This is a genomic window from Streptococcus sp. 339 (genome assembly GCF_013277285.1).
GTDB classification, from domain to species: domain Bacteria; phylum Bacillota; class Bacilli; order Lactobacillales; family Streptococcaceae; genus Streptococcus; species Streptococcus pseudopneumoniae.
The window spans coordinates 1-12,369 of record NZ_VMMR01000039.1; the positions used below are offsets into that span (position 1 = coordinate 1).

The 12,369-nt window shown below is 38.5% G+C and carries 11 protein-coding genes, 1 other RNA gene and 1 pseudogene; 3 read left to right on the forward strand and 10 right to left on the reverse strand.

Annotation, left to right across the window (positions count from 1 at the left end):
• From HT736_RS11960 to HT736_RS05495, 8 genes and pseudogenes are all read right to left on the reverse strand, one after another.
• Positions 1-625, reverse strand: a pseudogene (locus tag HT736_RS11960) (serine protease); the annotation flags it as partial.
• 226 nt (positions 626-851) lie between these two features.
• Positions 852-1,541: a response regulator transcription factor gene (locus HT736_RS05465; protein ID WP_000518020.1), complete on the reverse strand. Its 690-nt coding sequence runs from the start codon at positions 1,539-1,541 to the stop codon at positions 852-854.
• A gap of 11 nt (positions 1,542-1,552) precedes the next feature.
• Positions 1,553-2,977, reverse strand: coding sequence for an NADP-dependent phosphogluconate dehydrogenase (gene gndA / locus HT736_RS05470; RefSeq protein WP_138703175.1), 1,425 nt, complete (start codon positions 2,975-2,977; stop codon positions 1,553-1,555).
• Between the two features lie 75 nt (positions 2,978-3,052).
• Positions 3,053-4,459: a mid-cell-anchored protein MapZ gene (mapZ, locus tag HT736_RS05475; protein WP_172930814.1), complete on the reverse strand. Its 1,407-nt coding sequence runs from the start codon at positions 4,457-4,459 to the stop codon at positions 3,053-3,055.
• Positions 4,460-4,471: 12 nt separating this feature from the next.
• On the reverse strand, positions 4,472-5,629 hold the full coding sequence (locus tag HT736_RS05480) for a class I SAM-dependent RNA methyltransferase (protein ID WP_172930815.1): 1,158 nt from the start codon (positions 5,627-5,629) through the stop codon (positions 4,472-4,474).
• An 84-nt stretch (positions 5,630-5,713) separates the two neighbouring features.
• An RNA gene (rnpB, locus tag HT736_RS05485) (RNase P RNA component class B) lies at positions 5,714-6,094 on the reverse strand.
• 20 nt (positions 6,095-6,114) lie between these two features.
• Complete coding sequence (gene gpsB, locus HT736_RS05490) at positions 6,115-6,456, reverse strand: cell division regulator GpsB (RefSeq protein WP_000146532.1); 342 nt, start codon at positions 6,454-6,456, stop codon at positions 6,115-6,117.
• Positions 6,457-6,525: 69 nt separating this feature from the next.
• Positions 6,526-7,053, reverse strand: coding sequence for a DUF1273 domain-containing protein (locus HT736_RS05495; RefSeq protein WP_000179549.1), 528 nt, complete (start codon positions 7,051-7,053; stop codon positions 6,526-6,528).
• Positions 7,054-7,120: 67 nt separating this feature from the next.
• Between HT736_RS05495 and HT736_RS05500 the strand changes: the two genes are divergently transcribed.
• Positions 7,121-7,705: a VanZ family protein gene (locus HT736_RS05500; protein WP_000725526.1), complete on the forward strand. Its 585-nt coding sequence runs from the start codon at positions 7,121-7,123 to the stop codon at positions 7,703-7,705.
• A 756-nt stretch (positions 7,706-8,461) separates the two neighbouring features.
• Here HT736_RS05500 and HT736_RS05505 read toward each other — a convergent pair.
• A complete protein-coding gene (locus tag HT736_RS05505) occupies positions 8,462-8,842 on the reverse strand; it encodes a hypothetical protein (protein WP_000651738.1) in 381 nt (126 codons plus the stop codon).
• Positions 8,843-9,255: 413 nt separating this feature from the next.
• Here HT736_RS05505 and recU point away from each other — a divergent pair, with 413 nt between their 5' ends.
• Both recU and pbp1a read left to right on the forward strand, forming a co-directional pair.
• On the forward strand, positions 9,256-9,852 hold the full coding sequence (gene recU / locus HT736_RS05510; protein WP_000248778.1) for a Holliday junction resolvase RecU: 597 nt from the start codon (positions 9,256-9,258) through the stop codon (positions 9,850-9,852).
• Entirely contained in the window at positions 9,849-12,044 is a 2,196-nt protein-coding gene (pbp1a, locus tag HT736_RS05515; protein WP_001039981.1) for a penicillin-binding protein PBP1A, read from the forward strand. Before recU ends, pbp1a begins: the two co-directional genes overlap by 4 nt.
• Positions 12,045-12,181: 137 nt before the next feature.
• On the opposite strand, the gene HT736_RS05520 is transcribed toward pbp1a, so the two are convergent.
• A partial coding sequence (locus tag HT736_RS05520; RefSeq protein WP_001808921.1) for an IS3 family transposase occupies positions 12,182-12,369 on the reverse strand: 188 nt, incomplete at its 5' end.

Genomic DNA, 12,369 nt, shown 5'->3' on the forward strand with positions numbered 1-12,369 from the left:
TAGTATTTTCTAAATTATTGGGAAGTCCTAACGTCCCCAATTGAGCGCCAATCGGTTCTTCCAAAATTAAAACTGCTAAGTCATAGGTAGTAAGCTCATCTGGATCAGTATTTCGAAATTCTTTTAAATAGCGAGCTTCTTTTACTTTTATCCGACCAAACGGCACACTATTTGGAGTACGAGCAGGAGTAACATATAGTTCTTCTGCATCTTTACCAAACTCATGTTTATAAATATTATGAGCAGCAGTAATAAGGACATTATCCTTTATAAAATTGGCACTCCCTCGATAAGTTACATCTTTACCATTTTTCACACCACGAAATTCTTACTCTACATAAGCTGATGTAGAGTAAGGATATTGTAAAGTATTTTTTACCTTAACTAAATCATTTTTACCAATAATGACTTCTGACTGATTTGTATAATATTGACCATAAGTCGGTGAAACATCGGGAAGTGAAAAATTATTAGTTCCTGGACTCTCTTGTAATGTTTCACTTACCTCATACTCCTCGCCTGTACTTGAAATAACAGTCAAAGCAGATACTGTCGATAGCAGGCTAGCTAATAAAGTACCCGCAATAATTGAAATACCGAATTTGCGATAAAATGTTTTCTTCATTATTTTATCCTCCTAAAAAAATTGTAACACATCTGTTCGTCCCTGTCAATATAGTAAATTGAAATAAGATGTGAACAAATCGATTAGGAAAGTTAAATTAATTTCTAGAAAAGTTTTAGCAGTTGTGGTGTACCATTCTAGTTTCAATCCACTATACAAAGAAAAAAACGGAAAGACATCCCTTTCTCCATTTGAAAAAAGCAGTTACACAACTGCAACTGCTTTTCTATTCTTGCATGGTGTAACCAACACCACGCACGGTTTTTATGTAGCTTTTTTGACCTTTTACATCAAGCTTGCTACGTAGATAACGGATATAGACATCTACGATATTTGTCTCGGTCCCACTTTCATACTTCCAGACACTTTCCAACAACTGCTCACGAGTCAGAACTTTCTTGCTTCCCATAAGTGTCGCCAAAAGGTCATACTCACGGCGAGTCAGAGCAATCATCTCTTCACCACGATAAACCGTGTGATGTTCAACATCTATCCTAAGATTGCGGTAGGTCCTTGGAACTTTCATCAGACTGCAGTGTTGATCAATGAAGTCCCGACCTCGGAAGATCGCCGAAATACGCGCTACCAGATTTTCGATAAGGACTGGCTTATAGATGTATGAAACTGCAAAACGCTGAACAACTTCCAGCTCTTCTTGCAAGTCTTCCCAATGATCTAAAATCATGATGACTGAGGCTGGCTTAGTTCGACTCAGCTTATCTGCAAAATCCTGGGCTGTCATATCCCCCAGATGAGCATTCAATAAAATCAAGTCATAGTCTGTCTGAAGAGCCATGGAGAAGGCTTTTTGCCCCTCCTCAACCTGATCAACTCGGTATTGCTCTTTTTGGAGTTCCAAACTTAAAAAATGAGCTAGATTTCGTTCTTTCTCAAGTAATAAAATCCGTTTCCCCATGGCAGACCTACTTATTTTTCGTCATACCAAGAGTAGTGGAAGGTTCCTTCTTTGTCTTTACGTTGGTAAGTATGGGCACCAAAGTAATCACGTTGCGCTTGGATCAAGTTAGCTGGAAGATCAGCTGAACGGTAGCTATCAAAGTAAGTAATAGCTGCTGAGAAGGTTGGTACTGGCACACCAGCTTGAACTGCAAGAGCTACGATATCACGCACTGCTTGTTGGTACTTAGCAGTAACATCCAAGAAGTACTCATCCAAAAGAAGGTTGGCAAGGTCTGCATCACGGTTGTAAGCATCTGTAATCTTTTGCAAGAAACGAGAACGGATGATACAGCCATCACGCCAGATAGATGCGATGTCTGCAAATGGCAAGTTCCAGTTATTTTCTTTAGAAGCTACACGTAATTGCGCAAAACCTTGTGCGTATGAGATGATTTTTGAGAAGTAAAGGGCTTGACGGATTTTTTCAATCAATTCAGCCTTATCTCCTTCAAATTTGAAGGCAGCTGGTTTTGGAAGAACCTTGCTAGCATGCACGCGTTCTTCTTTGTAAGTTGAAATGTAGCGAGCAAATACTGACTCAGTAATTAGCGACAATGGCACACCAAGGTCAAGTGATGATTGGCTAGTCCATTTACCAGTTCCCTTGTTACCTGCGGCATCAAGGATGTAGTCTACGATTGGTCCATCTTGGCCTTCATCGTCTTTACGGCTCAAGATATCAGCTGTGATTTCGATCAAGTAGCTATCCAATTCACCCTTGTTCCACTCAGTAAAGATTTCAGCCATGTCTTCTGCAGAAAGGTCTAGCAAGTGTTGCATCAAGTCATAGCTTTCTGCGATCAATTGCATATCCCCATACTCGATACCGTTGTGAACCATTTTCACATAGTGACCAGCTCCATCAGGACCGATGTAAGTCACACATGGTTTGCCATCTTCTGGTGCTTTAGCTGAAATTTCTTCAAGAACATCTGCAACCAATTCGTAGGCTTCTTTTTGTCCACCAGGCATGATAGACGGCCCTTCAAGGGCACCTTTTTCACCACCAGAAACCCCAGTACCGATAAAGTTGATACCTGAGTTTGCCAATTCTTCATTACGACGGATGGTGTCTTTGTAGAAAGTGTTTCCGCCGTCAATCAAGATATCACCCTTGTCAAGGTGTGGAAGAAGGGCTTGGATAGTAGCATCTGTACCAGGTCCAGCTTGAACCATCAGCATGATACGGCGAGGTTTTTCGATTGAGTTTACAAAACTTTCAACGTCATAGCTTGGTACAAAGTTCTTTTCAGGATGGCAAGCAATCACATCTTCCGTTTTTTCTTTACTACGGTTGTAAATAGCAACTGTGTAACCACGAGATTCAATATTAAGGGCAAGGTTACGACCCATTACGGCCATACCTACGACACCAAAGTTAGCTTTTGTCATTTGACACTCCTCTTGTTTCATTTATTTTATTTTATCATTTTTACTTTTGAAAAGAAAGAATTTTGTAACGACTGCTTAGTAGTCCAAGTCATCTGCATGACCAGCGCCATTTCCGACAAAGTAGCCTGTCTTACAGTTAAGGGTAAAGAGATAGGTTCCATCTGGCTTGTAGAGGTTGTAATAACCATTGCCGTTAACGATATTGACACGTTCAAGGATATATTGGTCTCCAGTGATATAGCCACGTGATCGTGAAGTCGCTAGAATTTGTTCCAAGACACCATCCGCAAAATCCCAGGCAGAGTTGTTACTATCATCAATAGCAGACTGGTTATAGGCAACACGACTGGCACTTCTTTGAACAGCAACACCCGCACTTGATACGCCCATATTGACTTTGCTACGAGAACTTCTAGTCTCATTTGAGGCAGCATTTGAACTACTTGGGCTTGTCTCACTAGTCGTATTTGAGCTTGTTTGACTAGTGCTTGAGCTACTAGTTTCACTTGAACTTGAGCTAGAAGTACTTGTTTGCTGGCTCTTACCAAGGCTGATAGCCTTATCTAGCACTTTATCAAGCTCCGTATTTCCAGTTTTAATATCCGTAAATTTAGCATCCGATTTGGCTTTGGCATTGGTATCCAACACACCGTCCACAATAGCTGGTTTCTCAAATTGAGCATTGACATCTTGAATGGCCTTGATTTGCGTTGCTAGACTATCATACTTAGATTTGGCTAGCGTATGTTCACGACTACCTTCCAGTTTATCAAGCAAGGTTTTGAGTTGACTCAGTTTATCAAACTGGCTATTTTTCAAAGCCGTTTTATTACTATCTGTGTAGAAGGCGTCATAAAGTGTATTAAAATCATCCACATCTGATTGATTGGCTGTAGTTGATTGAGAAGTTTCAATTTCCTTGGTCGAGCGATTCACTTGACGATAGACATAATAAGCACTGACACAGATAATCACTGATACAAGCGCCAAAGCGGTCAAAACAAAGCCTTTTTTACTTTTCTTTTCTGAGTCCTCTTGATCCAGACGAGAAAGGTTTTGCTCCTCTTCCACTTCTTCAGTCATTTCTGTTGGAGTTTCATCCTCTAGCAATAGAGGATCCAAGCCTTGCTCCTCATCGTCCAAAGGCAAGGGTGGTAAGATGTCTTCAGAAGATGGAACTTCCTCCGAAGAAGCTTCTGACTCCTCTACAGCCTCACGCATCTCTTGAATTAAATCATCCAGACTCTGAGTTTCAACTAACTCCTCTTTTTTGTATTGGCGAGTCGCAAACTTATCCGCCTCAATTTCATCTCTGTGTTGCTTAACATACTTGTCCAAAATGGAATCCTCAGGCAAGACTCCTGCTTCCACTTCTTCATTTTTACGAATAGCTTGACCAACTGTTAGCTCTTTTGCTTCATCAAAATCAAATTGCGGTTCTTGGCCTTCTTTTTTATGACGATTTCGTCTTTTTTTACTCATGAGTATCCCTTTCTATTTTACCTCTTGCCGTTTGACACGCTGACCAAAATATTGATACAGATCCACTTTCAAGGTTCCGTTGTATAACTTACGCTTCTTATCTGCTTGGCTACCATACTTACTTTCAAAAGCTTCATCACTAGTCAGGATAAATTTGCTCCAAGTTTTCAGTGGTGCAAATACTTGCCCCATCTCAGCATAGAGCTTGGTAACTCCTGCATCATCTGATAAACGCTCCCCGTAAGGCGGATTGGAAATAATCACACCATTGATTTTATCGGAACGTAAATCCTGCACGCGCATCTGCTTAAAGGTAACATCTCCTGCAACACCAGCTGCCTGGGCATTGGCCTTAGCAATTTCCACCATGCGAGCATCAATATCACAGCCCATAATATCCAGTTCCAGCTCACGGTCTACTTTTTTAGCCGCTTCTGTACGCACTTCTTGAATCAAGCGATCACTAATCCAGTTCCATTCCTCAAAGGCAAAAGAGCGACGAAGTCCTGGTGCCATCTTTCGAGCAATCATAACTGCCTCAATACAGAAAGTCCCCGAACCACAGGTCGGATCAATCAAAGGCTTGTCTGGATACCAGTTAGAGAGTTGCAAAATAGCTGCTGCCATATTTTCCTTGATAGGAGCCCCACCCTTTTCCGTACGATAGCCACGTTTAAAGAGACTGGATCCTGTCGTATCAATCATGACAGTTGCCACATCTTTGAGAATAGAGACCTCAATCTTAAACTCTGGGCCATTCTCCATCAGAGGAACACCTTCTGGGCGAGCATAGTGTTTCTGCAATTTCTTGACAACAGCTTTCTTAGAAATAGCCTGAACACTGGGCTCATTGTGAAGTTTAGATTTAACACATTTGGCTTTTGAAATCGGGAACCGAGCTCCAAGTGGTAAATAATTTTCCCAATCTAAAGCGAAAATTCCCTGAAACAACTCTTCAAAAGTCTTAGCTGGGAACGTTCCTACGATAATTTTGATACGATCTGCTGCCCGAAGCCAGAGGTTGGTTTCGATAATAGCTCTCACGTCTCCTTGAAAACGCACACGTCCATTTTCAACCTGACAATCGTAGCCCAGCTCTCTTACTTCTCGTCCTACAACAGCTTCAAGCCCTGCTGCCACAGTTGCAATTAAATTAAATTCTTTTTTCATGTTACAGTCTTGCAAGACCTTTCTATATGTCCACTTTAAAAAATGAGGTTGAGAAAATTTCTCAGCCCCAACCTATATGCAATTTTCTATAAGCCATGTTTTGTTCCAGAAGTGACTAGGACCACTTCCTTCGATAATCATCTGTCTACCACTAACAGCTCTAGCTGATAGCAGTCAGAATACTACGTTCGTTTCCGCGTACTCCATGCCCCGACCAAAATTTGGGTTGCTAGCTTGAGGGGTTTACCGCGTTCCACTCTCTCCGTTTCCAGAAAGACTCCGTCACTGTGGCACTTTCAAGCCTACTCTGACCTATCCAAGGACTTAGCCATTTCAACTGCCGTAACGATTTCTCGTCCCTAGGCTTATGGTTTCGCCTAGCACAAACACTACAGGCATCACAGCCTGTGCTAGCATGGACTTTCCTCATGAGAAGCAATTCTCCTCACGCGATTATCCAAAAATTGCATGTAACAAGACCTGAATTACAAATCAGTATTGTCTAAAATTTGTTTACCGAATACTTCTTTTTCAAGACGATTCAAGCGTTTCAAAATATCAAAATTCGTCATAGAAGATGAAGCAGCCACATCAATTGGATCTGGGTGACTAGGACTTGGAGCCGAGCTCACTTGCGGTTTACGAGTTAATTCTTCCTTCAAATCCGCAATCTCCTGACGAAGTGACTTGACCAAGGCAGCATAGGTTTCATAGTCCTTGATGACATCGTCTAAAAACTCATCAACTTCTACCTTACTATAGCCACGGACTTCACGCCCAAACTCTTGTTCAAAAATATCTTTTGCTGAAAAAATAATACTTGCCATGTCTCTCTCCATTCTCGATTGCTAGTATTATTATATAAAAAAAGGCAAACAAAAATCAAGGTCAAAGCTTCAATTTTCGGAAAAATTTTCAGCAAGTTCATTTAATTGATCAAATGTTAATCTCTTTATAAAATAGTCCTCTTGATTTTTCATCTTTTGGTAAAAATAAGCTAGTTTCGTTTCATTTTCTTCATCATAAAAAAGATAGGAACTAGTCGTGTTTTCCAGCAAAAACTGCTGGTAATCTCTTAACTGCCCCTTGTGTTCATAGCGAGGATAGGCATATTTGACAAAGTCTACCTGCTTAAAACGACTCAGTTTCATCTGATTGCCTTCATTCCAATTTTCCCCATGGGTTTCAAAAGCAAAAATGGTCGCCAACTGGAAACCGTATTCGGTTTTCATTTCCTGAGCAACCTCTAAAACCCAATATTCAAAACCTAAACTTCCTGTAAACACAAGCCAAGATACCCCATCTGCTGCCATAGCCTCTAAATCTTTACGTATTGCTTTTTTTATCAATTTAAGACGAGGATCCTTGTCAGAAAATAAACCTAAATCAAAAGCAGAATAGCCTAAAACCAAAGCTGTAGCCATTTTTAACCCTTTCTGTGCAAATTTATGATATAATATGGTATATAAATGAAATTTAGGAGATTATAAAATGAAAAAAATATATATACTTGATTTTTTAAATTTAGCTATTTCCTTCCTAATTTGTAGATGGTTTTTTATGGAATACCTTTACTTCCAATTCATCTCTATCTTTAGTTTTCCTACCGGTGGCTCTGATTTCTGGAGACCTCTATTCATCATTCTAATTCTAACATTGTTTTTATTCACTTTCCTAAGATCTAGCTATACGCACAGACTTGATACTAGATTGATAAGAATATCTTATTTTCTTTACTGTTTAATTCTTGTTTATTCGCTACTTTTTAAAAATTTAGGTATTCAGGGAGTTAACTTTAATCTCGTTGAGTTTATCAAAGATTCACTTTTAATTGATTCAACAATTCCTCTTTTAAATATTGTAATTTTTATCCCAATAGGAGGATTATTTAAATTTAATTTTAAAACAGTCATGCGTTTTATCTTTTTCATAACAATAATAGAAACCTCACAATATGTATTTCATCTCGGATTCTTTGATATAGGAGATATATTTACAAACACAATAGGTTTTATAATTGGAAGCAATATCCATGATAGCAGATTAGGAAAAAAGATAATTCATTACATAAAATAAAACTACAAATCTTAGATATTCTATTTACATTCCTTTAAAATCAGAAAGAGCATCATTTTTTATAATATGTACTAATGATAGGCATTTGTTTAAAGTATATATTTAAACTCCGATGTTTATTACGCAAACTGTCAACAAAACATGTAAACTTTGATTTTAAAGAAGGCCAGGTGAAAACTCATAGTAAACAGAAAACAAAAGAACTAAGCACAGTTTGAATAGTATCCTTTTTTGAGGTTGTAGATAATACTGACAAAATCAGTAACAAATCTATGAAAATATCTACTACCTATATTGCTTTTTAATTTTATAAAAGCATCAATTTTAAGAGAAAACAAATATTTCAATAATAAACCGTATATGATCAAAGATTTTAAAATCGTGATAATATTCGGTTTTTCTGATTGTAAAGTTTTTTTACCAAACTTATTTTTAATTGATAATAATTCACTTATTATTACCAAATTCTCTTTAAAAGTATGTTTTAAAATAACTTATATCTATTCAATCTTTATAATCCATCACAAAATACTTTTCTACATCAAAACTCACAAAGAAACTATAGTAAATTGAAATAAGATGAGGATAAATCATTTGAGGCATTCAAATTAATTTCTAACAATGCTTTAGAAATTATGTTGTACTATTCTAGTTTCATTTTACTATAAAAACCAATTGATATGATTAGTAAGGAAGAGTATTAAACTAAAAAATTATAAAATAGTTAATAAAAGACTTATCCAAATAAATACTCAATTAATAAGTCACACTACCTGAAATATTATATAAACCTCTATCCTCAGTATTGAAATATAATCCATAAGTACCTGAATTTAGATCAACACTAATTGTTCCACTAATTTTTCCATAATAAACAGATGATGCATATATTTTACCACCAATCCATGAACGACTCACAACAGAAACTCTAAACCCTACGTTCCCACTCCCAGGTCTAGGAGGTTGGTTATGATTAACAGTATAGGTTCTTCTACGGTTAGTGTACCAAGTTTGTATTGAATATTGACCTCTTATTCCCTGTCCATTATAAGTAATCGCAGTTGCTGCATGTACTACATTTGCTATCAACAGAATCCATAAAAAGCCAATAGATAGTATCCGAATAATGTCTTTCATAGAGATTCCTTCAAAATATATAAGTATGGAGATAATTTCAATCCCAAGTTTAATCAGTCTGTAGTTAATTACTAGAAGAATGTTCCGAATCAATAAAACAATAAAGCTAAAATCAAGCCTATATATTATATCTTGTTTGTAAAGCGCTTTCGACATCATTATATAACATTTATAAAATTAAATCAAATGATATTTATATTTTTTATACTACGTTGTGATTCGAATGTGATAATGTCTTTAGTAAATCGAACATGAAAATATCCCATTTGGTAGAATAGTCATATGAAAAGGATCCAACTGAATATGAATGAAGCGAAAAAATATCTTGTGATAAAAGCTATAGTCATTTTTAACCCTTTCTGTGCAAATTTATGGTATAATAAAGTGATATTATTGCACCAATAAGGAGAATTATGGTCAACTATCCACATAAACTTTCATCACAAAAAAGACAAACATCTCTTTCTCAACCCAAAAATTTCGCAAATCGAGGAATGTCTTTTGAAAAGATGATCAATGCTACCAACGACTACTATTTGTCTCAGGGCTTGGCTGTTATACACAAGAAACCAACCCCTATTCAAATCGTACGAGTGGACTATCCACAACGAAGTCGTGCCAAGATTGTTGAAGCCTATTTTCGACAAGCTTCAACGACGGACTATTCTGGCGTTTATAATGGATATTACATCGACTTTGAAGCCAAGGAAACAAAACAAAAACGTGCGATTCCGATGAAAAATTTTCATCCACATCAGATTCAGCATATGGAACAAGTCCTTGCCCAACAAGGAATCTGCTTTGTCCTTCTTCACTTTTCTTCTCAGCAAGAAACCTACTTATTGCCGGCATTCGATTTGATTCGCTTCTATCATCAAGATAAGGGACAAAAATCAATGCCACTTGGATATATTCGAGAATATGGATATGAAATCAAGGCTAGTGCCTTCCCTCAAATTCCTTATCTCAATGTTATCAAAGAATATTTATTAGGTGGTAAAACAAGATGAACAAACCAACGATTCTGCGCCTAATCAAGTATCTGGGCATTAGCTTCTTAAGCTTGGTTATCGCAACCATCGTCTTAGGCGGAGGAGTTTTTTTCTACTACGTTAGCAAGGCTCCTACCCTATCCGAGAGTAAACTAGTTGCAACAACTTCTAGTAAAATCTACGACAATAAAAATCAACTCATTGCCGACTTGGGTTCTGAACGCCGCGTCAATGCCCAAGCTAATGATATTCCCACAGATTTGGTTAAGGCAATCGTTTCTATCGAAGACCATCGCTTCTTCGACCACAGGGGGATTGATACCATCCGTATCCTGGGAGCTTTCTTGCGCAATCTGCAAAGCAATTCCCTCCAAGGTGGATCAACTCTCACCCAACAGTTGATTAAGTTGACTTACTTTTCAACCTCGACTTCCGACCAGACTATTTCTCGTAAGGCTCAGGAAGCTTGGTTAGCGATTCAGTTAGAACAAAAAGCAACCAAGCAAGAAATCTTGACCTACTATATAAATAAGGTCTACATGTCTAATGGCAACTATGGAATGCAGACAGCCGCTCAAAACTACTATGGTAAAGACCTCAATAATTTAAGTTTACCTCAGTTAGCCTTGCTGGCTGGAATGCCTCAGGCACCAAACCAATATGACCCCTATTCACATCCAGAAGCAGCCCAAAACCGCCGAAACTTGGTCTTATCTGAAATGAAAAATCAAGGCTACATCTCTGCTGAACAGTATGAGAAAGCAGTCAACACACCAATTACTGATGGACTACAAAGTCTCAAATCAGCAAGTAATTACCCTGCTTACATGGATAATTACCTCAAGGAAGTCATCAATCAAGTTGAAGAAGAAACAGGCTATAACCTGCTCACAACTGGGATGGATGTCTACACAAATGTAGACCAAGAAGCTCAAAAACATCTGTGGGATATTTACAATACAGACGAATACGTTGCCTATCCAGACGATGAATTGCAAGTCGCTTCTACCATTGTCGATGTTTCTAACGGTAAAGTCATTGCCCAGCTAGGAGCACGACATCAGTCAAGTAATGTTTCCTTCGGAATTAACCAAGCAGTGGAAACAAACCGCGACTGGGGATCAACTATGAAACCGATCACAGACTATGCTCCTGCCTTGGAGTACGGTGTCTACGATTCAACTGCTACTATCGTTCACGATGAGCCCTATAACTATCCTGGGACAGATACCCCTGTCTATAACTGGGATAGGGGCTACTTTGGCAACATCACCTTGCAATACGCCCTGCAACAATCGCGAAACGTCCCAGCCGTGGAAACGCTAAACAAGGTCGGACTCAACCGCGCCAAGACTTTCCTAAATGGTCTCGGAATCGACTACCCAAGTCTTCACTACTCAAATGCCATTTCAAGTAACACAACCGAATCAGACAAAAAATATGGAGCAAGTAGTGAAAAGATGGCTGCTGCTTACGCTGCCTTTGCAAATGGTGGAACTTACTATAAGCCAATGTATATCCATAAAGTCGTCTTTAGTGATGGGAGTGAAAAAGAGCTCTCTAATGTCGGAACTCGTGCCATGAAGGAAACGACAGCCTATATGATGACCGACATGATGAAAACAGTCTTGACTTATGGAACTGGACGAAATGCCTATCTTGCTTGGCTCCCTCAGGCTGGTAAAACAGGAACCTCTAACTATACAGACGAGGAAATTGAAAACCACATCAAGACCTCTCAGTTTGTAGCACCTGATGAACTATTTGCTGGCTATACGCGTAAATATTCAATGGCTGTATGGACAGGCTATTCTAACCGTCTGACACCACTTGTAGGCAATGGCCTTACGGTCGCTGCCAAAGTTTACCGCTCTATGATGACCTACCTGTCTGAAGGAAGCAATCCAGAGGATTGGAATATACCAGATGGTATCTATCGAAATGGGCAGTTTGTTTTCCAAAATGGAGCAAGACCGACTTGGACTGAAACAACATCCCAATCATCTTCAACCGAAAACTCCTCAACAAGTACAGAAGGCTCTACTAGCCTAGCACCAACTACAAGTCCTGATGCTAGTAATAATAGTCAAAATCAAGCACCAGCCACAAGTCCTGATGCTAGTACCAATGGTCAAAACCAAGCGCCAAATACACCCGGAGCCAATCAAACTCCAGCTCCACAGACCCCTCAACAACAACCACAACAGTAAACGAAAAATCCTGAGAACTCTAAACTCAGGATTTTGTCATTTTCAAAATGAAATACAGAGGTCAAGTACATTTTCCCATAATAAAACGCATACGACCAAGGCTTTTCTGTACTGACCCCAAAAGTTAGACAATTAATTTATCCAAAGGATTTAGTTCTGTACTGCACAGGACTAAGTCCTTTTAATTTTACCTTAATTCGTTTATTGTTGTAGTAATCAATATAGTCTACAATAGCTTGTTCCAATTGCTTAAGCGACTGAAACGACTTCTCATAACCGTAAAACATTTCCGATTTCAGAATCCCAAAGAAAGATTCCATCATGC

What these genes read in the sequence shown, in the direction of transcription:
- HT736_RS05465 (WP_000518020.1), bottom strand. Translation starts at nt 1,541, where the DNA reads ATGGGGAAACGGATTTTATTACTTGAGAAAGAACGAAATCTAGCTCAT.
- recU (WP_000248778.1), top strand. Translation starts at nt 9,256, where the DNA reads ATGGTCAACTATCCACATAAACTTTCATCACAAAAAAGACAAACATCT.
- gndA (WP_138703175.1), bottom strand. Translation starts at nt 2,977, where the DNA reads ATGACAAAAGCTAACTTTGGTGTCGTAGGTATGGCCGTAATGGGTCGT.
- HT736_RS05495 (WP_000179549.1), bottom strand. Translation starts at nt 7,053, where the DNA reads ATGGCTACAGCTTTGGTTTTAGGCTATTCTGCTTTTGATTTAGGTTTA.
- HT736_RS05500 (WP_000725526.1), top strand. Translation starts at nt 7,121, where the DNA reads ATGAAAAAAATATATATACTTGATTTTTTAAATTTAGCTATTTCCTTC.
- mapZ (WP_172930814.1), bottom strand. Translation starts at nt 4,459, where the DNA reads ATGAGTAAAAAAAGACGAAATCGTCATAAAAAAGAAGGCCAAGAACCG.
- HT736_RS05505 (WP_000651738.1), bottom strand. Translation starts at nt 8,842, where the DNA reads ATGAAAGACATTATTCGGATACTATCTATTGGCTTTTTATGGATTCTG.
- pbp1a (WP_001039981.1), top strand. Translation starts at nt 9,849, where the DNA reads ATGAACAAACCAACGATTCTGCGCCTAATCAAGTATCTGGGCATTAGC.
- gpsB (WP_000146532.1), bottom strand. Translation starts at nt 6,456, where the DNA reads ATGGCAAGTATTATTTTTTCAGCAAAAGATATTTTTGAACAAGAGTTT.
- HT736_RS05480 (WP_172930815.1), bottom strand. Translation starts at nt 5,629, where the DNA reads ATGAAAAAAGAATTTAATTTAATTGCAACTGTGGCAGCAGGGCTTGAA.